18 protein-coding genes and 1 pseudogene are annotated in these 20,752 nt (G+C 48.3%); 8 read left to right on the plus strand and 11 right to left on the minus strand.

Annotated features, from left to right (window positions below):
* Positions 1 to 7: 7 nt before the first annotated feature.
* Positions 8 to 691: pseudogene (locus PRUB_RS00235) on the plus strand (ATP-binding protein); the annotation flags it as partial.
* Positions 692 to 699: 8 nt separating this feature from the next.
* Here the strand turns inward: PRUB_RS00235 and PRUB_RS00240 are convergent.
* The 3 genes from PRUB_RS00240 to PRUB_RS00250 form a co-directional block, all read right to left on the minus strand.
* A complete protein-coding gene (locus PRUB_RS00240; protein WP_010386686.1) occupies positions 700 to 1,404 on the minus strand; it encodes a response regulator transcription factor in 705 nt (234 codons plus the stop codon).
* A 210-nt stretch (positions 1,405 to 1,614) separates the two neighbouring features.
* The gene (locus PRUB_RS00245) at positions 1,615 to 4,068 is read right to left on the minus strand and encodes an alpha/beta hydrolase family protein (protein ID WP_010386684.1); all 2,454 of its coding nucleotides are present in this window, start codon (positions 4,066 to 4,068) and stop codon (positions 1,615 to 1,617) included.
* 88 nt (positions 4,069 to 4,156) lie between these two features.
* Positions 4,157 to 5,365: an EAL domain-containing response regulator gene (locus PRUB_RS00250; RefSeq protein WP_010386683.1), complete on the minus strand. Its 1,209-nt coding sequence runs from the start codon at positions 5,363 to 5,365 to the stop codon at positions 4,157 to 4,159.
* Positions 5,366 to 5,551: 186 nt separating this feature from the next.
* On the opposite strand from PRUB_RS00250, the gene PRUB_RS00255 reads away from it, so the two are divergent.
* On the plus strand, positions 5,552 to 6,565 hold the full coding sequence (locus PRUB_RS00255) for a site-2 protease family protein (protein ID WP_010386682.1): 1,014 nt from the start codon (positions 5,552 to 5,554) through the stop codon (positions 6,563 to 6,565).
* A gap of 40 nt (positions 6,566 to 6,605) precedes the next feature.
* Here the strand turns inward: PRUB_RS00255 and PRUB_RS00260 are convergent, their stop codons facing one another.
* Positions 6,606 to 7,919 (minus strand): short-chain fatty acid transporter, encoded by a 1,314-nt coding sequence (locus tag PRUB_RS00260; RefSeq protein WP_010386681.1) that lies wholly within the window; start codon positions 7,917 to 7,919, stop codon positions 6,606 to 6,608.
* 240 nt (positions 7,920 to 8,159) lie between these two features.
* Here PRUB_RS00260 and PRUB_RS00265 point away from each other — a divergent pair, with 240 nt between their 5' ends.
* Complete coding sequence (locus tag PRUB_RS00265) at positions 8,160 to 8,384, plus strand: hypothetical protein (protein WP_010386680.1); 225 nt, start codon at positions 8,160 to 8,162, stop codon at positions 8,382 to 8,384.
* Here the strand turns inward: PRUB_RS00265 and PRUB_RS00270 are convergent.
* Positions 8,376 to 9,281 carry an AEC family transporter gene (locus PRUB_RS00270; RefSeq protein WP_010386679.1) on the minus strand — a complete coding sequence of 302 codons (906 nt, stop codon included), beginning with the start codon at positions 9,279 to 9,281 and terminating at the stop codon, positions 8,376 to 8,378. The two genes, PRUB_RS00265 and PRUB_RS00270, sit on opposite strands and share 9 nt — an antisense overlap.
* 84 nt (positions 9,282 to 9,365) lie before the next feature.
* Here PRUB_RS00270 and PRUB_RS00275 point away from each other — a divergent pair, with 84 nt between their 5' ends.
* Positions 9,366 to 9,791 (plus strand): YacL family protein, encoded by a 426-nt coding sequence (locus PRUB_RS00275; protein ID WP_242065200.1) that lies wholly within the window; start codon positions 9,366 to 9,368, stop codon positions 9,789 to 9,791.
* Here the strand turns inward: PRUB_RS00275 and PRUB_RS00280 are convergent.
* Positions 9,788 to 10,504, minus strand: a complete 717-nt coding sequence (locus tag PRUB_RS00280) for a 2OG-Fe(II) oxygenase (protein WP_010386677.1) — start codon at positions 10,502 to 10,504, stop codon at positions 9,788 to 9,790. The two genes, PRUB_RS00275 and PRUB_RS00280, sit on opposite strands and share 4 nt — an antisense overlap.
* A 29-nt stretch (positions 10,505 to 10,533) precedes the next feature.
* On the opposite strand from PRUB_RS00280, the gene PRUB_RS00285 reads away from it, so the two are divergent.
* Positions 10,534 to 10,923, plus strand: coding sequence for an acyl-CoA thioesterase (locus PRUB_RS00285; protein WP_040644679.1), 390 nt, complete (start codon positions 10,534 to 10,536; stop codon positions 10,921 to 10,923).
* A gap of 21 nt (positions 10,924 to 10,944) precedes the next feature.
* Here the strand turns inward: PRUB_RS00285 and PRUB_RS00290 are convergent, their stop codons facing one another.
* On the minus strand, positions 10,945 to 12,015 hold the full coding sequence (locus PRUB_RS00290; protein WP_010386669.1) for a hypothetical protein: 1,071 nt from the start codon (positions 12,013 to 12,015) through the stop codon (positions 10,945 to 10,947).
* A gap of 65 nt (positions 12,016 to 12,080) precedes the next feature.
* Positions 12,081 to 14,900, minus strand: coding sequence for an excinuclease ABC subunit UvrA (gene uvrA / locus PRUB_RS00295; protein WP_010386668.1), 2,820 nt, complete (start codon positions 14,898 to 14,900; stop codon positions 12,081 to 12,083).
* A 124-nt stretch (positions 14,901 to 15,024) separates the two neighbouring features.
* Between uvrA and PRUB_RS00300 the strand changes: the two genes are divergently transcribed.
* The 3 genes from PRUB_RS00300 to ssb all read left to right on the plus strand — a co-directional run bounded on the left by PRUB_RS00300 (position 15,025) and on the right by ssb (position 17,986).
* Positions 15,025 to 15,777, plus strand: a complete 753-nt coding sequence (locus PRUB_RS00300; protein ID WP_010386667.1) for a substrate-binding periplasmic protein — start codon at positions 15,025 to 15,027, stop codon at positions 15,775 to 15,777.
* A gap of 97 nt (positions 15,778 to 15,874) precedes the next feature.
* The gene (locus PRUB_RS00305) at positions 15,875 to 17,242 is read left to right on the plus strand and encodes an MFS transporter (protein WP_010386666.1); all 1,368 of its coding nucleotides are present in this window, start codon (positions 15,875 to 15,877) and stop codon (positions 17,240 to 17,242) included.
* Between the two features lie 27 nt (positions 17,243 to 17,269).
* A complete protein-coding gene (gene ssb / locus PRUB_RS00310; protein ID WP_010386664.1) occupies positions 17,270 to 17,986 on the plus strand; it encodes a single-stranded DNA-binding protein in 717 nt (238 codons plus the stop codon).
* A gap of 97 nt (positions 17,987 to 18,083) precedes the next feature.
* Here ssb and PRUB_RS00315 read toward each other — a convergent pair whose 3' ends face one another.
* From PRUB_RS00315 to PRUB_RS00325, 3 genes are read right to left on the minus strand one after another with little or no spacing between them, the layout of a single operon-like run.
* Entirely contained in the window at positions 18,084 to 19,322 is a 1,239-nt protein-coding gene (locus PRUB_RS00315) for a serine hydrolase domain-containing protein (RefSeq protein ID WP_010386662.1), read from the minus strand.
* Positions 19,323 to 19,344: 22 nt separating this feature from the next.
* The gene (locus PRUB_RS00320; RefSeq protein WP_010386661.1) at positions 19,345 to 20,079 is read right to left on the minus strand and encodes a hypothetical protein; all 735 of its coding nucleotides are present in this window, start codon (positions 20,077 to 20,079) and stop codon (positions 19,345 to 19,347) included.
* Between the two features lie 2 nt (positions 20,080 to 20,081).
* Positions 20,082 to 20,426 (minus strand): PadR family transcriptional regulator, encoded by a 345-nt coding sequence (locus tag PRUB_RS00325; protein ID WP_010386660.1) that lies wholly within the window; start codon positions 20,424 to 20,426, stop codon positions 20,082 to 20,084.
* Between the last annotated feature and the right edge of the window lie 326 nt (positions 20,427 to 20,752).

A 20,752-nucleotide genomic window follows, 5' to 3' on the forward strand; every position in this document is an offset into this window, starting at 1 on the left:
TCAGTTAGCAATGGAAATTACAGGAGGCTCGTCTAACCCCCGTCCGGGTGAAATATCTTTGGCGCATAATGGGGTGCTCTTCTTAGACGAATTGCCTGAATATGAGCGTAAGGTGCTGGACTCTCTCAGAGAGCCGATGGAAACCGGGCAGGTGACCATTTCGCGTGCTGCACAGCAAGTTGATTTTCCCGCCTGTTTTCAGCTCATCGCTGCACTTAATCCGAGCCCTACTGGCTGCCATACTGATAAACGCGCATCGCCAGAGCAGGTATTGAGGTACTTAAGTAAAATATCAGGCCCTTTTGTCGACCGGATAGACTTACAGATAGAGTTACCCAGACTCAGTACGCAGGAATTGCAATCCTCTAAACCGGAAGTGAGCAGTGAGGCGATACGTAGCAGAGTTGAGGCTGCGTTCAGCATTGCCTTGAGCCGCCAGGGTAAAGCAAATGCGAGGCTCACGACCCGGGAAATTGAGCTGTATTGTACGTTGGCACCTGATGTTGCGCAGCTGCTTGCCCGAGCAACGGAGAAGCTGAACCTCTCGCCACGCTCTTATCATCGCATCATTAAGGTAGCCAGAACGATAGCAGACTTGTCACATCGTCCGGAAATAACGGTTCCTGACCTGAAAGAGGCACTCAGTTATCGGGCATTTGAGCGTTTATTGGGGCAGCTAACATACAGCTAGGTGCGTGATTAGGTGGATAGCATATAGCCTTTGCCACGAACAGTCACAATGCGTTTCTGCTCTTTTTCATCACCGAGCTTTTTCCGCAGTCTGCCGATAAGCACATCAACAGTTCGGTCGCTCGGACTCCAATCTGGCTGGCCAATTTCTTCTGAAATTTTGGCTCTGGAAGTGGCTTTACCGGCGTTCGCAATCAGGCAAATAAGCACTTTGTGCTCCGCTTCTGTGAGTCTGGCTTCGTCGCCATGCGGATTAATGAGCGTCCGGTTATCCGGGTGAAGCTTGAAATCAGCATATTCGATGAATTCTTCAGACTCGTCTTCCCCTTTGCTGCCTGCGATACGTTTATACAGGGCACGCATTCGAAGTTCCAGCTCGAGCAGGTCAACAGGCTTACAGACGTAATCGTCGGCGCCCTGAGCTAAGCCAGCAATACGATCTGCTTGTGTATCGCGGCTGGAAAGCATGATCACGCCGATATCGGTAAGCGTATTGAGTTCTTTGGCAAGATTGAGACCATCCGTTGCGGGTAATACAACATCTACAATGGCCATGTCGAAGGGGTTGCCTTCATTGATTTGATTATGAACGAGCTGCAATGCTTGTGCACCGGTGTTATCCAGCGTGAGCTGAAATTCAGTATTTGCAAAATGGTTTGCGATCCTTTTTGCCAGTAGATCGTCATCTTCCACCAGAAGCACGTTAATGTTCATAGCACCGTAACTTTATCAATAAATCACTTATATATTAGCACTGAGAAAACTGGGCTGAGAAGGGTAAGTTGATTATTTTCAAATAAAAAACAATGCAAATAAAACTTTAGTATGAACCTGAGAAGTGAATAAAAATGTGCTAATTCTGAAATATCATACAGTTGAATGGCTTTTTCAAAAAAAGGCAGCACCTAAGTGCTGCCCATGATTTTATTTACCGTATAGGTGTTGCCACCATTGAGGTTGATCTTTCAGGTGTTTGTCAAAGTAGGCGAGCATAGTGTCCCACCACTGAAAACGTCGGTCGCGAGCAAATATCTGATGGTCCGCGCCCTTAATTTCAATCAGTTCAACATCCTGGCCAAGTAGCTTCAATGCGGTATACATAGTGTGGCTTTCTCCGACTGGCACATTGACATCGGCATCGCCGTGTAACAGCAGCAGTGGAGTGGTTACTTTATCGGCATTAAAGACAGGGCTGTGCTGCGAGTATAATTTGGCATTATTCCACGGGAAGCTGTGCTTTGACGCTTCACCCGAATAGAGGTAACCCCACCATCCTTGCCCCCAGTATGACGTAATATTAGAGATACCAGCATGAGAAATCGATGCACTGAACATATCTGTTTTCGTGGTCAGTAACATGGTCATGAAGCCGCCATAAGACGCGCCCAGGTTACCCAAACGATTTTTATCAACATAGGGATATTCAGTCAGGAATGCTTTGGTGCCTTTGATAATGTCATCGGCAGTTTGCTCACCCCAGGCATTGACATGCTGAGCTGAGAAACGTTGGCCAAAACCAGTCGCCCCTGTTGGTTGCAAGACATACACCACATAGCCGTTTGCAGCCCACAGATTAAATGGGTAACGCCCTGTGAAGGCCCTGGAGACCGGTGAAGTACCGCCATAATAGTAGATTAAGGCTGGATACTGTTTGGATTTATCCAGGTTGTGGGGCAGGTATACCCGGCCTTTGATTTCTGTGCCCTGACTATTGGTGAAGTTAAACTCTTCCAGTTTAGCAATCTCGCTATTGCTATAAGCAAGTGGGGCTGAGTCCCACAAAGTGCGAGCGCGATTCTTATAGATGTTAACTTGTTTGAGTTGTTGTGGTGCTGAAGCTTGTGTACCGGCGACGAGTAGTGCTGGTTTACGGTTATCAGCAATACTGAAGCGCTCAACCACGTCTAAGCCAGTTTTCAAACGCGTGTAGCGATCTTTGCTGACATCGTAGAGATACAGTTGCTGACGATCTTCATCTGTCACCTTCGCAATGACATCGCCGTTACTGAGTACGTTTATACTGCCAATCGCGGGGTTAAAGGCTTTACTTAGCGCTTTTGCCTGTGCGCCTTGCTGATCTAACCAGTACAACTGGCCATCGTAGTTATTGGTGAGTTGATCTTTTTCAACCGCTCTGCCGAGGCCATTTTTGAAATCTGGACCAGCCACAGCATAGATCCCCTTGGCTCCATATTTGGCTTCATTGAATGTGCGGTACTGACCCAGCACAGTTTCAGAGCCCTGTGTCAGGTTGAATTCAACCAGCTCGGTTAACATATGGGGCGGAGCGGCATAATCCTGCACTGCGCGGCTGGTAAGAATACGATTGTTTTTGGCATCGTGATCTTCAAGCGTATGGCTTTGTTTGCCTTCAGTGAGTGCCTGGATCATACCGCTTTTAATATCTAGCAAATAGATTTGTGTATTGGTACGCGCATAGGACCAGCGATCTTCCAGGCCCTGATAATGCTTCACCAAAGATGTGTCTTCAGCGGGCGATTTAGACCAGCTAAATATCAGGCTGGTATCATTAAAGTAGGCAAACTCACTGGCGCCTTTAAGATCTTCTGCGATCACCCGGGATGTCAGGGTCGCGAGATCCAGCGTTTTCAGCTGGCCATGCTGGCTGTAAACCAGCTGTTCGCCATCCTGACGCCAGGCCAAAGAACTGGCGTTAACCCCTTCAAGCGTGAAAATGACTTTATCATCGTCATTGAATACCGTGGTTTGAGTCAGCGCCTGATTACCGCGATTCGGCTGATAGTGCTTTTGTGTCGTGACATAATGCTCAGCATCCGGTGAGACGGAAACGGCACTGACGACTGGGGCATCGAATAACTGTTTAGCAGACAGCGCTTTGGTTGTTTTGTCAGTAAACAACAGGCGATCGTGGTCTGTTTTGCCATTGAATGCCACAGAGACTTTTTTCCAGTCAGCGACTTGCTCAGCAACAATGATGACCTGATGATCGCCGGTGGGTAAATTGAGTGTTGAGGACATCTTGTCAGAATGGCGTTCACCATTGACGAAAATATGTGCCTTCTCTACGCCGTCCAGCACCAGTTCACCCTGCACGAAACGGTTGACTGAAAATTCCATTTTCATTGCCTGCAGCCCGCCCATAGTCAGTGCATTTAACTGAGACAGTGGCTGCCATTTGGCGTCAACACCCAGCATAGACACGGCTTTCTCTGAACCCGACAAGCTCGGGACCAGGTTAGCGATTATGGTTTGTTGATGTGCCGTATTATAGGGCTTAATTGTGCTGGCCTGGCCCAGAGGGCCAATAAATTGAATATTCTGCTTGTTGATTGGAGCAGCACTGAGTGATGTACTCAATGCAGACAACAGCAGTAAAGCGACCGATTTTAACTTCATAGTTTGCGCCTATTGTGGGTAAATTAGACGTATACTATAACATATACTGTACGCTTCTCATCCACACCTGAGACTAACTCACAATCTCCTAAGGGTTTGAATTTATCATTCTCTGCCATGAGTGGATCCAGCGAATAAACTCGGGTAAGGCTTTAGGCCGACTGATCAGATAGCCTTGCATCAGCAAGCTGTATTTATATTTTTCCAGATATTGTAATTCTTCAATGCGCTCGATGCCTTCAGCAACAATGTCCATTTGTTGATTTTGTGCAATATCAATCAGGCTGTCGACCAGTACCTGAGAAAAACGGTCACACTCTATATAGGTGATGAGTGAGCGGTCCAGTTTGATTTCGGTAAAGGGCAAGCTTTTTAACTGCTGCAGGTTAGTAAACCCGGTTCCGAAGTCATCCAGTGAGAGGTCGAAGCCTCTTAACCTTAACCTGTTGATGGTTTCCAGTTGCAAGCTGCTGACAATGGGCTGGTTTTCGGTGATCTCTATGATCACTTCCTTGGGTTCCAGACGGTTGAGTTCGAGGATCAGAGCAAGCTTGTCCGGACAGCCACTGTCATTGAGTTGCACAGGTGACAAGTTAAAAGCGAGTTTAAAGGGGTAATTGAGTTCGGCTCTGAGTTTTTGGAACTCTTTAGTGGCTTTCTCAAATAATTGAAAAGTCACCAGATTAATCAAGTCCAGATCCTGAGCCACCCCAATAAACCGATGAGGGAGAAGGGTTTCACCATACTGCTGAGAAACAATGCGCGCTAACACTTCGACACTTTTGATCTTCTTGCTGCCACGATGGACTTTGGGCTGATAAAAAGGCGTGATTTCGTTATTACTGATCGCATACAGCAGTTGATCTTCTGTGACACAAGACTCTTCAGACTCATCGTTACCAATAAAACTATCCAGCTTCTTAAGCAGTCTGTCTACATCATTGAGTTGCACAGGTTTAGAGATGTTGCCTATCAGGTGGGTATTATGTTGTCTTGCCAGGTTCGCAGCCAGATCCATCACCCGGGTTTCCATCTCAGAGATAATGACAATCCCGCCGGGATATCTCAGTTCGCCGAGCTTGCGGATCAGTTCCATACCATCCATGTCAGGCATGTTGAGATCGGTAAAAACCGCATCATAGTGCATAGGGGTTTGCCGAACCAGCTCAAGTGCTTGGGGTGCACTGTCTACGGTGGTCACATAGTCTACTTCCAGCTCAGCCAGTATGGCTTTCATAACTATCAAAATCGCCTGTGAATCGTCAACGACAAGAATGTGTTTAGCCTGATGTTGCATGACGCTATCCTTAGTTTGGAACTTAATTGTCAGTTTAGTACATGGGATATAGAACGCACATGACAGCGGTGAAGCTGGGAGAAAATAATTGCGTTGTTGAGTGCCTGGACAGACTTACAGGGCTAGGTACTTGTCGATAAAAAGTGCGTATAATGGGCACACTGTATGTTTTAACGACGAGTCAACATGACCCGCATTGAGTTTCCCTTAGCAGGCTATCGGATGTCTGTACTAGTGGATCGCCAGGAGATCCTTCAGGTTTATCAGGATCAACAGCGACTGGCACATGAACCCATCGACGCACAATTTGTCCAGGTCAATGTTGCTGGACACACACTTCAACTGGATCGCAGCCGACTAGCCGAGGGGTTGCTGGCGGTGGCAATCAACGACGAACCCTGGCAATGGCTCGAGGTGCCAATCCAGCATAATGACAATAAAGGAAGCTGGCTTGGGCTGGCGGCTTTGGGGTTTAAGTTGCTAAAGAGTGCCAATGTGGTTAAAGCAGCACTGGCAGGGGCCTCATTGGCTGGGTATGCCTGGCTGTTTTCCTGGCAGTTTGCGGTGATGTTATTGGCGTGTTTGGTGATCCATGAGTACGGCCATATTCGGGCTATGCGCTACTTTGGATTGAAAACCAAAGGGATTTACCTTATTCCGTTTGTAGGGGGGTTAGCTGTTAGTGAAGACAAACTGACTACCCGTTGGCAAAATGTCATTATTTCCCTGATGGGGCCTGCTTTTGGCTTACTTGCCTCGCTGGTAGCAGTGGTTCTGTATTATGTTACTGAGCTGGAGATATTCGCTGGTGTGGCGGTGCTGAGTGCATTGCTTAACCTTTTTAATATGTTGCCCATTTTACCGCTCGATGGGGGACATGTACTGAAGAGTATCAGTTTTTCTATGCGTTCCTGGGTTGGCCTGTTGATCTGTCTGGCTGGGATTTTGCTGGGTGCGGTGATCAGTTATACCTTTGGTTTGATGCTGCTGGTTTTCTTCCTGGTGATAGGCACACTCGATATTTTGCTGGAGTGGCGGGGCCGTCATCAGGCTCATCTCATCCCGCTAGATCGCTATGGTCAGATCGTCTCAACGGCGCTGTATGTTGTTGTCTGCGTGGGCTTAATTGGCGTGATGTGGCACTTTGCTGACGCGGATAGCGTATTGCTGAGTCTGCCCCTTAAAGTATTGTCCAATTAATCTTTAGCCGGTCAGGTTGCTGACCGGCATACATGACGGGTTAGGCCAGGGTCAGTAATAGTGCAATCACCACGCCACTGACCAGCAATTGAATCAAACAAAACCCCATAATATCTTTGGCTTTTAAGCCTGCAATGGCCAGTACTGGCAGTGCCCAGAAGGGTTGAATAAGGTTGGTCCAGGCATCGCCCCAGGCAACGGCCATAGCAACACGAGCAATGTCGGTCCCAAGCGCTTGTGCCGCGGGGATCACAATAGGTGCCTGCACAGCCCATTGCCCACCTCCTGAAGGAACAAAAATGTTCACCAGTCCGGCACTGAGAAAGCTCCATAAGGGCAGTGTTGTGCTGGTACTGATCTCGACAAAGCCACCCGAAATCTGCTGTGCGAGCCCGGTTTTGACCATCACAGCCATGATCCCTGCATAGAAAGGAAACTGGATCACAATACCCGCACCTCCCCTAATCGCCTCTTGTAAGCTGTTTAGCAGGTTAGCAGGGGTGCGATGTAACAAGATCGCCAGAAACAGGAATAATGCAATGACACTATTGAGGTTGAGCGTACCTCCGGCTGCCAAAAAATAATAAAACAGGTAACCACACCCGAGCAGGCCTATTGTCGTACCGATCAAAGCGCTGTGTTCAATACGCTCTGCCGGAGTCATTGAGGCGGGTGGGCTGGGTGGCTCCGGTTGTGCCAGTTTGCTGGGGTCGACTACGACCTGAGACTGTGCTGGTGGGAGCATAAAGCGATTAAGTAGAGGCATGCTCACCAATAATACACCCAGGATAAGCAGGTTGAATGGGGCGAACAGCGTTTGGCTGGTGCCCAGGACACCTATCTGAGCTTCGGCAAAATGGCCAGGCGTGGCGATGGTAAGTGGCACGGAACCGGCCAGCCCGCCATGCCAGACGATAAATCCGGAGTAGGCACTGGCCACCAATAAGCGATAATCTACGGCGATCTGACGAGCGAGCGCTTTAGCAAATAAGGCGCCCACCACCAGACCAAAGCCCCAGTTTAACCAGCTTGCCAGCATTGCAACTAAGGTGACCAGCATAATAGCCTGTGCAGGTGAACGAGCGAACGTGGCCAGTTTGTTCAGCGCAGTGATACAGGGTTGTGTACTGGCTAACATATATCCACACACTAAAATGAGCAGCATCTGCATGGCAAATTGCAGCAGGTTCCAAAACCCTTGCCCCCAGATGGTGATGGCTTCCAGTGGGGTCGTAGGTGTAAATACGCTGGCAAGGGCGAGCACCAGCAGGGTCAGCAGGCAAACGAAGATATAGGGGTCGGGTAAATATCGTTCAACCAGTCGGCTGAGTGGTTGCGTGATACGATTTAGCATGACAGGTTCCCATTGAGTGCGCGCAACAAACAGCGGTTCATATAAAAAGTGACTTAATTCACTAAAAGTTAGTCAATTAAGCTATGCTAATAGCTGTGAGCGTCGCGTGATTTTTTTATTTTATTGATTTTTAAGCGTTTGTAATTTTGGCACAAAACATGTAACAGTTAAATCATACGATTGAATTGTCTGCGCGTCACCATACAAATGCGTAGTTAAAACTAAAAAAGAGAGGTCTTTATGGCAGGACAGGGTTCAGGAGGCAATGTAATTGCCGCAATATGTAATGTCTTTTTTCCAGGTTTAGGACAATTAGTGCAGGGACGTTTACTTGCAGCGCTTATCTTCGCAGTCGTCTGTGTTGGTGGATATGCACTATGGTGGCTGGTAGTGCCTGCGGTAGTGGCAGCCATTTTCCACTTGTGGTCGATCATTGATGCGGCTAAGTATCGCTCATCAGATTGATAAAACAGCTAGCCAAAGGCTGAGTGAGATCACACTTAGCAGGGTAGATAGCACAACGCCGCCAGCACTGACTGCTTGTTGAACGGATAGCTGGCGGGCAACCAGGTACGCGTTGACACCCAGTGGCGCGGCACTCATCAGCGTGACGACCTGGCGCTGTAATGGCTCTAGTGCCAAAAGTGTTGCTGTCAGATAAACGCACAGTGGCAGTATCAGCAGTTTGACGATGCTGACCATGAGTGCCGGATACCACACCGAGCGAAATCCGTACTGAACCAGGCTGGCACCCAACACAAACAGTGCACCTGCAATGGCTGGTTGGGCAAACCAGTCCATCCCTGACAGCAGCAAAGCCGGGATAGTCACTGGCAGCAAATTGGCGAGCAGTCCGAGGCTGATACTCAGTACAACAGGATTCAAAAACAGTGGCTTGAGCCAGTCAATGCCGCCTTTCCCTTTTCCGGCCAAAATGAAAGTAAGAGAAAATAACACGGCACTGTGCAGTGGGATGATCATAAATACCATGGCCGCAGCCTGTTCACCCAGCGCTGCCAGAATGACAGGCAGACCGACCACCACCGTATTCGAGTAGGTACCGTTTAACGCGCTTAATGCGGCTTCTTCGGTCGCGAGGTTAAAACGTTGCCGCATCACGAGTAGTACCAGGCAGTAAAGCGCAATGACGGGCAGATAAAACGCCAGCAGTAACTTTGCAGAGGTAACCTGTGACAAGTCGGCGCGATACATACTCAAGAAAAGCAGCATAGGGATGGCGAGATTAAAAATATAGACGCGGATCCCATCCAATTGTGCGGCCGAGATAAATCGGATCCGCGCCGCCACAAATCCACAGCTGACGACGAAAATCAATGGAAACAGGATATCAATGAAAGTCACGGTTTACTCGTTGGTTGTGAAGGGAGTTATTGGCAATGGAGAGCGGTATTATACGGGTTTATCGGCACTAAACAATGCAGCGTCGTGTGGTTCAGGTATACTAACAGCGTTGTATTAGATAACTTTGAAGTGACTATGGAGTATCAGTTTATTCGCGATCCGATAGCCGGATTTCGTGTCAAAATGTCAGCGGAACATGAGCTGGTTGGACGCTGGTTAAATGATGAGCTTGCGCACGACGCAGTGCCGGCCTTGCTGGCTCGCCTGAAAGAAATTAAAGCAACCCGGGATGAGTGTTGCCTGGAAGGACGTGAGGTACGCCTGATAGTCACCCATCAGGAAGCGCTGTTTGAAGCCCATGACTTATATCACGAGCAAACCGATGCGTTGTCTGCGTTCAGTGATGATGCGCTCGCTTTGGAAGAGCATGGCCTGAGCGCAGGATGTGGCTTCGAAGATTTCGAAGCCCTGTTACTGGACTGGCAGGATTTTATTCGTCGTCGCCGTTAGCTCGTGGCTTGCTGAGGGGGGGCGCCATATAGTTGCTCCGCCCGATTAAATAAGACCCAGGATGTGAGAATATATTTGTCATTGGAACGCGGCATGTTGCCCCGGTGTGTATGTGTAAAGTAGGCTGGTGCAATCACCATTGAGCCCTGTTTTGGCTTGATGCATTTGTCTTGATAATGAAACTCGGTTTCGCCGCCTTCTTCCACATCATTGAGATAAAACATAAATAACAATACCCGGTGGAGTGCTTCGTTGTGCTGCAATTGAGGATAAACTTCACTGTGCCAGTAGGGATAACCGCCCTCATTAGTCGGGTAGCGTTGTGCCTGGATAGACCCTAAACGAAACAGTTGTTGGGTTAATATCGGGAGCTGAGGTTTACCTACTTCCTCAAAGTTATCAACGGTTAAATTGACGGGCTGGCCAGTCTTTGGATGATACACACTGAGCCCGAAGGCCCCAATCATCATGAAAAAGTGCTCTTCAATATAATCGAACAGGTATTTCGACGTGGTTTGTTGAATATGTGTTAATTGCTGAGCATAATCCGGGTATTGATTTAAATACAGATCCTGACTGATTTTCTTACTGAGGTCGACGCCTCCTGAGGTGGTCCCCTGTGCCAGATGAGGGCTGTTATCAAAGGTCTGAATAAACTGCTGGCAAAACTCAGGACTCAGTGCATTCTCATAAATGCGAATAAAATCAGTCATGTTGATATCCAAAATTGGTTAGAATTATTATGTTGTCAGAAACTATTATGCCGCGTTTCAGTGAAACGGATGTCCTCGGACACATCAACAATACCGTACTCCCGGTATGGTTTGAAGCGGCGCGCATACCTATTTTCAAAATTTTTACACCGGATCTTAATCCACATCAATGGAAGCTAATTGTTGCCAAGGTAGAAGTAACCTTCAAAGGAGAGCTGTTTTATGGCCAGCCTGTCGAAATCAAAACGGCGATTGAAAAGGTTGGTAACAGCTCCTTTGTGATCCTACAGCAGGCCTGGCAGCATGATGAATGCTGTGCCGAAGGGCGCACCGTGATGGTGCGTTATGACTTTGCGGGTAAAACATCTCAACCACTCAGTGATGAAGAGCAGGCTGCGCTAGGCAAGTATGCGTTATAGCGCGCCCGGCCGGATATTCGCTTAGTTGCTTCGGAACTGATGGCCGATGGCCGCTGAAATACAAGGCTTAACAACAAATTCATAGCGGGCAGGATCGCCCTCAATTTTAGTAATTTCCAGCAGTTCGTAGTCGTTTAACTCGATGATCCGCGTGCCTGGTGTAATATCACACCGGGAACGGCTGTCTGATTCATACTCGTAGATAAAGTAAGTCAGCGCGTTTTGCAGATGGCGTTCATACTTGTCGGCATTCTTTTCAAATGCTGACAACTGGACTTTGAGTTCGTTCAGCTCCGCCTGTTGCTCTGCCAATTTTGCTTGTTCTGTGTCATTGACTGCTGAGCCTGCTATGGCGTCAATTGTGGTGTGTTTAAGCGCATTGTCGGCGTCATCTTGCATGGCAATATTGACCTGGATTGACTGACCGGTAAAGCCTTCTACGATATGGCGTAAAAAGCTATTCACGCCACGAGACATGCCCGTTGACGAAATAAACACCGCCATTTGATAGAGTAAAAATAAGCCAAAGAAAAAGCGCACGAGCCCGGTGGTGACAGGATATTGGTAGTCTGGGCTATGCCACCATTTATGGAGCCCAAAAGGGCGCAGCAACATAAGTACGAATAAATAAACTGGTTGAATAAGTTGCAACAGGATCAACAGTAAAATGCTGGTGGTCACGAACCAGGTCGGGACGGATAACAGCATGCTAAAGTTGTGTGAGTAGGGCAGGTGATCTGCATTCACACCCGTGATGTCATTCACCATCCCTGCCGCCTGGGCCAGTGCATAGTTGGCAATGAATGCGTAAAACAGCAAAATCACGGCTTTGCCTGGCAGGCTTTCCCATAGGTGGATAAACCTCGGCCAGAACTCTCTGGTCATGGCTATCAGTGCGAGGACTGAAGCCCCCAGATAAAGTGAACTGTCTTCTGGCAGTTCATTGAAGATGGCAAGCAAACACAGCACGGTTGCTGAAAAGTAGCAGCGTTGTGCCACATTCAAGGTGTGCCAGAATACCAGCCATTTTTTTTGCAGTGCTGAAAAAGGGCCTACAACGGGTTGTATTGCGCTGGGAAGTGTCAGTTTCATTGTTATTATTCCATTCCCTGACCGTGAAAGTGAGTGGGGAGCATGGCTCCCCCTTGCTCGCTCCGTTATAGCATAGGCTTGAGGTATCGACCAGTGTGAGAAGCTGCACACTCAGCAACTTCTTCCGGAGTGCCTGCAACCAGGATCTGACCACCGCCAGCACCGCCTTCCGGGCCAAGATCGACGATCCAGTCAGCTGTTTTAATGACATCCAGGTTGTGTTCTATCACCACCACTGTATTACCATGGTCACGTAAACGGTGCAGTACGACCAGCAGCTGCTGAATATCGTGGAAGTGCAGACCTGTGGTCGGTTCGTCAAGGATATACAGGGTTTTACCTGTATCTCGTTTGGACAGCTCACGGGCAAGTTTGACCCGTTGTGCCTCACCGCCAGATAGCGTGGTTGCCGCTTGGCCGAGTCGAATATAGGACAGTCCCACATCCATCAATGTTTGTAATTTACGTTTGATGGCCGGGATCTTATCAAAGAACTCACGGGCATCTTCTACTGTCATTTCCAACACCTCATGGATGTTCTTGCCTTTATACAGGACTTCTAAGGTTTCCCGGTTGTAGCGTTTGCCTGTACAGACATCACAGGGCACATAGACATCGGGTAAAAAGTGCATCTCGACTTTGATCACACCATCGCCCTGACAAGCTTCACAGCGACCACCTTTCACATTGAAGCTAAAGCGACCAACCTTGTAACCCCGCGAACGGGCTTCCTGAGTGCCTGCGAATAGCTCCCGGATCGCGGTAAAGATCCCGGTATAGGTCGCCGGGTTTGAGCGTGGTGTGCGTCCGATCGGGCTTTGATCTATGTCGATCACCTTGTCGAAATGCGCCAGGCCTTCGATGGACTGATAAGGCGAGGGTTCAGCAACCGTCGCCCCGTTAAGTTCTCTGTGCGCCAGTTTGAACAGGGTATCGTTGATCAGGGTGGACTTGCCAGAGCCTGACACGCCGGTAACACAGGTCATCAGGCCAAATGGGATCCTGAGGTTCACGTTTTTGAGGTTATTCCCGCTGGCACCATTAAGTGCCAGCCATTGCTCACCAGTCTGATGGCGCTCAGCTGGTACGGCAATGGCTTGTTGACCACTGAGATATTGGCCTGTCAGTGATTTCGGGTTTGCCATGATGTCTTCGCGGCTGCCCTCTGCAACCACATAACCACCGTGCACACCGGCACCAGGGCCGATATCGATAATGTGGTCGGCAGCACGAATGGCATCTTCATCATGTTCAACCACAATGACGGTATTACCCAGGTCGCGCAGGTGGGTAAGCGTGCTCAGCAATCGATCATTGTCTCTTTGGTGTAGTCCTATCGACGGCTCGTCAAGTACGTACATGACGCCCACCAGGCCTGCACCTATCTGGCTTGCCAGTCGGATCCTTTGGGCTTCACCACCTGAGAGCGTATCGGCACTGCGTTCCAGTGACAGGTAGTTCAGACCGACATTGATCAAAAAGGACAGACGGTCACGGATCTCTTTGAGTACCTTTTCTGCGATCTTGGCCTTTTGGCCACTGAGGGTCAGTGCGTCAAAAAAGTCACAGGCTTCACCAATACTCATGGTCGTGACCGTCGGTAGATTGGTGGCACCAATAAAGACGTGACGAGCTTCTTCTCTCAATCGGGAGCCATTACACTTTGGACAGGCTTGACTGGTTTGGTACTTAGCCAGTTCTTCGCGGACAGAGGCCGATTCCGTTTCCCGGTAACGGCGATTCATATTGTTTAATACGCCTTCAAACTCATGGTTACGGGTGATTAAATCGCCGCGGTCATTGCGGTAATTGAAGGCTATCTTGGTGCGTCCCGAGCCTTCGAGCACCACCTTTTGAGCATCGCCGGGTAAGTCCTGAAACGGCGTTTCGAGGTCAAAGTCATAGTGCTCAGCGACGGAGCTGAGCATCTGATAATAGTAAAAGCTGCGTTTATCCCAGCCTTTAATGGCACCGCCGGACAGACTCAGCTCAGGGTTTTGTACTACCCGGCTGGGGTCAAAGAACTGTCTGACACCCAGTCCGTCACAGCTTTGACAGGCTCCGGCAGGGTTATTGAACGAGAACAAACGCGGCTCCAGCTCGGTCATGGCATAGCCACACGTCGGGCAGGCAAAGTTGGCGGAAAACACCAGTTCTTCATCCAGGCTGTCGTCCATGGCTGCCACTACGGCAATGCCATCCGCCAGTTCCAGTGCGGTTTCAAAGGACTCGGCCAACCTTTGTTCCAGCCCCTCTTTGACCTTGAAGCGGTCAACGACCACCTCGATGGTGTGCTTTTTATGTAGTTCCAGGGTCGGAGGATCGGATAAGTCGCATACTTCACCATCAATGCGGGCACGAATAAAGCCCTGGCTGGCAAGTTGTTCAAGGAGTTTAACATGCTCCCCTTTACGATTTTTGACCACCGGGGCCAGCAGCATTAATTTGCTGCCTTCAGGGTGACCCAGGACGGTATCCACCATTTGACTGATGGTCTGTGCTTTCAGCGGCAGGTCATGAGTTGGGCAGCGAGGTTCACCAACACGTGCGAACAACAAGCGCAGGTAATCATAAATTTCAGTGATGGTACCTACGGTTGAACGGGGATTGTGAGAAGTTGACTTCTGCTCAATGGAAATGGCCGGCGACAGTCCCTCGATGTGATCGACATCGGGTTTTTCCATCAGTGACAAGAATTGTCTGGCGTAAGCCGACAGGGATTCGACATAACGGCGTTGCCCTTCAGCATACAAGGTATCGAATGCCAATGATGATTTGCCAGAACCCGACAGGCCTGTGATCACGATGAGCTTGTCGCGCGGTATTGTAAGAGAGATGTCTTTGAGGTTGTGCGTGCGTGCACCTCTAACTTCTATTTTATCCATGGTGGCCTTATTTGCTGTACAAACTTACAGTGTTTTTCTCAGAGTCCAAGAGTACCCTATCCAGCCTGTAAAATTAAGCTATCTTGGCTAAACTTACGATAAACCTTGAAAGCGGGGATCACATTTGTACTGGTTCGCTTTAATCTGGGTGCTGTTTACGCCGCTCGCGGTCGGGTGTGAGCTGATTGTCCGGTTTGAAAATTACGCTGCACAATCGCGTTTAGACACTAAGTCGAAGTGGCATGGTCTCGATGTGGATTTTGCTAAAGCACTGCTTGATGAGGCTGGCTGCGGTTATCAGTTTATTAATGTGCCCTGGGGCCGGGCACTGAAAATGCTGGCTGAAGGCGAGCTTGATATGGTGCTCAGTGTCAGTCGCACAGCTGAGCGGGAGCAGTTTGCCTATTTTATTGGCCCGCAAAGAATGGAAACCATCGTATTTGCAATGAACCAGTTGCGCCCTTATCCAGTGCAAACACTGTCTGATCTGTTTAAGCTCCCGGTGCCCGTTGCCATTCAGAAGGGGGCATTTTATGGTCATGTATTTAACGAGTTACTGTTGCGAGAGCAGACAAAAGCTGAGTCGCAACGCTTTATTTATGTGGCCGATAATCAACGTAAACTTAGCTTGCTTAAACATGGCAGGATCGCAGGCTTTCTGGAAGAGAAATTCAATGTGCTGTATCAGTCGCAACATAACCCCGACTTTGCCCACATCACGATGAGTTCGCTGGTGGTTAACCGTGAGCCCGTCTATTATGCGCTGAGCAGGCAGTCTGTCTCAGCTCAGGACTTACGGCAGCTGGCAAGCGCATTTGAACGATTACAGCATTCAGGTCGGCTAACGGGGATCCTGGCAAAGTATGGATTAGATTAAACACCGGCTTTTCTCACTAAAATCTGATCTGGTCGTCAACACTTGGTCACTTTTTTGCTAGACTAGCGCCTGTTTTTGTCTTAGCCAAATAAGTGTCATGTCGAAACAATCACTTAACTCTCTTGAAAAACGTGCAGCCATTTCACTGGCAAGTGTCTTTGCCTTTCGGATGCTGGGGCTGTTTATGTTGATGCCTGTGCTGGCAATCTACGGTCAGTCGCTCACGGATGTGTCGCCACTGTGGATTGGTCTGGCAATCGGTGCTTACGGGCTGACACAGGCGCTGCTGCAAATACCTATGGGCTGGCTGTCTGATAAATTTGGCCGTAAACCTATAATTGTTGCCGGTTTAATCATGTTTGCCATCGGATCTGTGATTGCGGCACTGGCTGAGTCAATTTATTGGGTAACGGCTGGCCGGGCTCTGCAAGGGATGGGTGCCATTGCAAGTGCTTTGCTGGCTCTGGCTTCAGATCTGAGTCGCGATGAGCAAAGGCCTAAAGTCATGGCTGTGATTGGCATGTGTATCGGCATGAGCTTTGCTGTGGCAATGCTTTTAGGCCCAATGGTTGCCGCAGCGTTTGGCATTGCGGGGATCTTCTGGCTCACCGCCGCGTTGGCATTATTGGGGATCGGGATCGTGCTGTTTATTGTGCCAGGCGCTGTAAATCGCGCGCCAAAAGGAGATACCGTTGCCAGCATGGCGGATATTCGTAAACTGGTGCGCCATCCGCAGCTGGTCAGACTGGACCTTGGGGTGTTGCTGCTACACTTAACATTGACCACCTTGTTTGTTGCGCTTCCGGGCCAGCTTATTGCCGACGGCTTAGCCGCGCAAGATCACTGGCAATTGTATATTCCGGTCTTATTACTCGCGTTTGTTTTGATGGCCCCGCTGATGATAGTGGCGATCCGCAAACAAAAAGAGAAGCAGGTATTTTTAGCGTCGATTGCGCTGCTGGTGCTGAGCACGCTGGCGTTGATCCCCGCGGCAAACTCGTTGATCGGCATTGCAGTAGCAATGACTGTTTATTTTATTGCTTTTAACTTTCTGGAAGCAACGATGCCTGCGTTGGTATCGCGCATTGCACCTGCCACTCAAAAAGGCTCGGCGATGGGGGTCTTTTCCTCCTCGCAGTTTTTTGGCGCATTTGCGGGTGGTGTAATGGGCGGCTACCTGGCCCAGCATTTTAATCCTCAAACTGTGTTTGCTGCGGCTGCGGCAATTGGGGTAATATGGCTATTTATTGCGTGGCGTATGCAAATCCCGGTGCGAAGTAAAACACTCAGTTTTGTTACTGAGGTTGATGAGCCTGAAAAAGCCGATGCTTTGGCGGATCAGCTGGTCGCATTACCCGGGGTCATCGAAGCGACCGTTGTCAGTGAAGAAAATCGTACCTACTTAAAGGTAAACGATAAAGAATTTGATTTAAACCAAGCAAAGCAAGCCCTGGGCTTGCGCTAGCTTGCAATAGTGTGAGGAGAGGGTGCCATGGCACGCGGTGTAAACAAAGTTATTTTGGTTGGTAATTTAGGCCAAGATCCTGAAGTACGTTATATGCCTAACGGAAACGGCGTAGCGAACATCAGTATTGCAACGACCGACAGTTGGAAAGACAAAAACACAGGTCAGATGCAAGAGCGCACTGAATGGCATCGTGTTGTGCTATTCGGTAAGCTGGCAGAGGTAGCAGGCGAGTACCTGCGTAAAGGTTCACAAGTCTATATTGAAGGTCGCTTACAGACGCGTAAGTGGACTGATCAAGGTGGCCAGGAACGTTACACCACAGAGATCGTTGTTGATATGGGTGGCCAGATGCAAATGCTGGGTGGCCGTGGTGAACAAGGTGGTGGCCAGTACCAGGGCGGTCAACAGGGCGGCCAAAACTATGGTCAGTCCAACTACGGCAATAATGCGAATCAGGGCGGTCAGTCTCAGTACGGACAACAGCAACAAGGTGGATTCGCGCCTCAGCAGTCTCAACAACCTCAACAGCCTCAGCATAACCAACAGCAAGGCGGTGGTTTTGGCGGTGGTCAGTCAATGGGACAGCAACCGCAGCATAATGCACCTGCGCAAGGTGGCTTTGCGCCTCAGCAAGGTAGTGCAGGTGGTAACGCAGGTGGCAATGCCAGCAGTAATGCAAGTGGCAGCGCCAGCAACCCAATGGAGCCACCTATTGACTTTGATGATGATATTCCATTCTAATCAAAGACTGAAATATCAGTGTTGAAAAACAACCAAAAAGCCGCTTACTAGCGGCTTTTTGGTTTATTGGAAAATCAATGATCCGTTATCTGTGATGCTATTCGATAAATGCAGGTAAAATCTGTTCAGCGACAATTTGCTGTGTGGCATGGTCCACGTGATGCGCCGTTATGGCAATAATTAGATCTAATTCTTCTATTAAAATGATGTATATGCCACCCCCGCCTTGTGCAGAGACACTCGAATATTTTTTATCTTTGTATTGAAGATCTGAACTCCACCAATAATAGCCATAGCCCTGGTTAGAGACGTCTTTGCCATCTCCGAAAATCTCATCATCTCCCGTGGTGATAAGTTTACTGGTGGATCTGGTCATAAAATCACGATTAATTATTTGCTTGCCTTTCCATTTGCCCTTATTTGCAGCGAGTATGCCCATTTTGATCATGTCTCTAGATGTTAAGCTCGACCGCCATATTGACTCAGGTAAGCCGCTCGGTGCAGTTTTCCAGGCAAAATTTGTGATGTTTAATTGCCCCAATAATTCTGTCTTAATGAATGTTTCAATATTGCCGGGGACTACAGCCGCAAGTACCTGCATAATCAGTTGAGGACCAATATCGTAATAAAAGCCTTTTGACTCGGGTGTTATGGGTGCGCTGTGTTCGAAAAGAAATTGAATTTCCTGTTGACCTGGGACTAATTCAGGACGTTCCAGCAAAGACTTACGGGTTGCATCGCTGATCCTAAGACCTGTTGTCATGGTTAAAGCCTGGTGTAATGTAATATGACTTGCACCATCAACAAATTTTGCAGCGTCCAGTTTGTTCAGAAAACCTGCCACGGGTTTGTCTAAGTCATCCATGCTGAGGTAACCCAGTTGAATGGCACGACCAAGCAACATGCCCGTGTAAGCTTTGGTAACGGATGACTGGGGGTGAGATAAATCTACGCGCCCTCTTAGGTAATATGACTCAAATACCAGCTTGCCTTTGTGGTGAATTAAGAGGCTGTCATAATTACCGTGCTGTCCTTTGGCAAGTTCATCAGCCAGTGCAAGAATAGTGGCTTTTTTACCGCCATCAATGCCCAGCTCACCAACGGCTAAGCCATCGTTTCTGGGGGCAGGCTTAACATCAATGAACGCCTGTGGCAGTACCGAGATATCCCAAAACTCACGATTTATGTCAGGTTGTCTCCAGTGTTGTATGATTGCTTCCTCAGCGCTGGCTGTGGGTGCCGTTTTATTTACTGACTTTAACTGTACTTCACTACTTATGCTTGCAAAGCTACAGACAATCAAAGGCAGTAGCAGAGTGTATTTCACGCGAGCCATAACTTCTCCCTATAGTTCTATTTTATTGATGAAATTCAAAATGTTCTGCTTGTAGCTGCTTTAATTTGCGATGGATAATGTAGCTTACTGGGGGCAGCAGATATAAAAGGCAAAGCACACCCGTTGCAACAATGGGTCCTATTTGATTTGCTTCAAAGTGATAATTTGCGATATGCATAATGCCCCATATGTAAGGAATGAAAGCAAGTGAATAACCACACAAAGCGAGTTTTATGATGGAAGCTTGTTGTTCTTTATATAAATGGATGAGCATTGCGATACTGAAGAATGAGATGATGAAAGACTCGAAGTGTATAAACATTCCCCATTCTGCCAGCGCTAAAATGTCCCAAAAGTTGTGCCAAAAGTGTGCACTAAATAGTGCCATATGAATTTTCCCTTGTAACAGTTCATCCCAAAACGTGTCGGAAATAGAGGTGGGGTCGCTCAATATGGACAGCAAAACAATTAAACCTGCCGTCATAATGAACATGATAAGTGGTAAGTAAAAGTTCAATCGCCCCAACATTTCAACTGAAGCCAATTTGTTCTTTAGATAAATCATGCTTGTTTCACGAGTCTGTTGCCAGTACCACTGATTTGCGCGTTTAATATTCTGCTTTGCCAGTATATTAAACTCTTCTTCAAGGTCACCCAGAACGCTTTCTAGCAGTCGATTAGGAAGCAATATAGAGAGGACTTTATTTGCCAATACTGGCGGTTTGGCATCTGATTCTTTGTCAGAGTAGAGGCTCATAGTTATCCCTCCTGGCTTAAAGAATGTCGAACAGAGAGTCCTTGCCATAAAGTGTCCATGGCCTGTCTGGCACGTTTAAGTGCACTGTGGCCTTGTGCTGTTACTTTGAAATAGCGTTTTGCTCGTCCACCTCGCTGCGCGGTGGCTTCACCCAGCCGTGATTCCACCATACCTTTACGCTCTAATCGCTCTAGTGTTGAATAAAGTGCGCCAATGGCGACATTGCGATTCACTTGTTCTGCCAATAGTTGTCTAATCGCTGCACCATACGCTTCATTATCAAGCTGTAGTAATGCAAGCATCGTCATTTGCTCAAATTCACCTAAGAATTTATCTTTTTCAGACATAACGGGAAGCCCTTAAAATTTATTTTTCTTATTTTTACTACAAAATAGTAATTCCCTGCAAGTTATTATTACTACAATGTAGTTTTATTGTGAAGCTCACGGCCACTGAAGTGTAACTGAGGTGTGTTAGGGGCAAAGAGATAGCAGAGGGGGGAGTGGGGGGGAGTCAGCAGGAGTCGGGCCTTGAAGCGTAGGTTAATGGATTAAGACATGATTGCTATAACGCGGGTCTGGCAGAGTTTATTCGCCCGCGGAGGAATCTACTCCAGGCAACTTGAGTTTTAGCCTGTCTTGAACAAAACTTGATACAGGGTTTACTGGCTTGT

Origin of the sequence: Pseudoalteromonas rubra (genome assembly GCF_000238295.3) — a bacterium.
In the GTDB taxonomy this organism is placed as follows: Bacteria; Pseudomonadota; Gammaproteobacteria; order Enterobacterales; family Alteromonadaceae; genus Pseudoalteromonas; species Pseudoalteromonas rubra.

Excerpts from the sequence above, each read along its gene's own strand:
- uvrA (WP_010386668.1), bottom strand. The coding sequence starts at position 14,900 with ATGGATAAAATAGAAGTTAGAGGTGCACGCACGCACAACCTCAAAGAC.
- PRUB_RS00265 (WP_010386680.1), top strand. The coding sequence starts at position 8,160 with ATGGCAGGACAGGGTTCAGGAGGCAATGTAATTGCCGCAATATGTAAT.
- PRUB_RS00240 (WP_010386686.1), bottom strand. The coding sequence starts at position 1,404 with ATGAACATTAACGTGCTTCTGGTGGAAGATGACGATCTACTGGCAAAA.
- PRUB_RS00280 (WP_010386677.1), bottom strand. The coding sequence starts at position 10,504 with ATGACTGATTTTATTCGCATTTATGAGAATGCACTGAGTCCTGAGTTT.
- PRUB_RS00285 (WP_040644679.1), top strand. The coding sequence starts at position 10,534 with ATGTTGTCAGAAACTATTATGCCGCGTTTCAGTGAAACGGATGTCCTC.
- PRUB_RS00260 (WP_010386681.1), bottom strand. The coding sequence starts at position 7,919 with ATGCTAAATCGTATCACGCAACCACTCAGCCGACTGGTTGAACGATAT.
- PRUB_RS00320 (WP_010386661.1), bottom strand. The coding sequence starts at position 20,079 with ATGAGCCTCTACTCTGACAAAGAATCAGATGCCAAACCGCCAGTATTG.
- PRUB_RS00315 (WP_010386662.1), bottom strand. The coding sequence starts at position 19,322 with ATGGCTCGCGTGAAATACACTCTGCTACTGCCTTTGATTGTCTGTAGC.
- PRUB_RS00255 (WP_010386682.1), top strand. The coding sequence starts at position 5,552 with ATGACCCGCATTGAGTTTCCCTTAGCAGGCTATCGGATGTCTGTACTA.
- ssb (WP_010386664.1), top strand. The coding sequence starts at position 17,270 with ATGGCACGCGGTGTAAACAAAGTTATTTTGGTTGGTAATTTAGGCCAA.
- PRUB_RS00305 (WP_010386666.1), top strand. The coding sequence starts at position 15,875 with ATGTCGAAACAATCACTTAACTCTCTTGAAAAACGTGCAGCCATTTCA.
- PRUB_RS00290 (WP_010386669.1), bottom strand. The coding sequence starts at position 12,015 with ATGAAACTGACACTTCCCAGCGCAATACAACCCGTTGTAGGCCCTTTT.
- PRUB_RS00250 (WP_010386683.1), bottom strand. The coding sequence starts at position 5,365 with ATGCAACATCAGGCTAAACACATTCTTGTCGTTGACGATTCACAGGCG.
- PRUB_RS00325 (WP_010386660.1), bottom strand. The coding sequence starts at position 20,426 with ATGTCTGAAAAAGATAAATTCTTAGGTGAATTTGAGCAAATGACGATG.
- PRUB_RS00245 (WP_010386684.1), bottom strand. The coding sequence starts at position 4,068 with ATGAAGTTAAAATCGGTCGCTTTACTGCTGTTGTCTGCATTGAGTACA.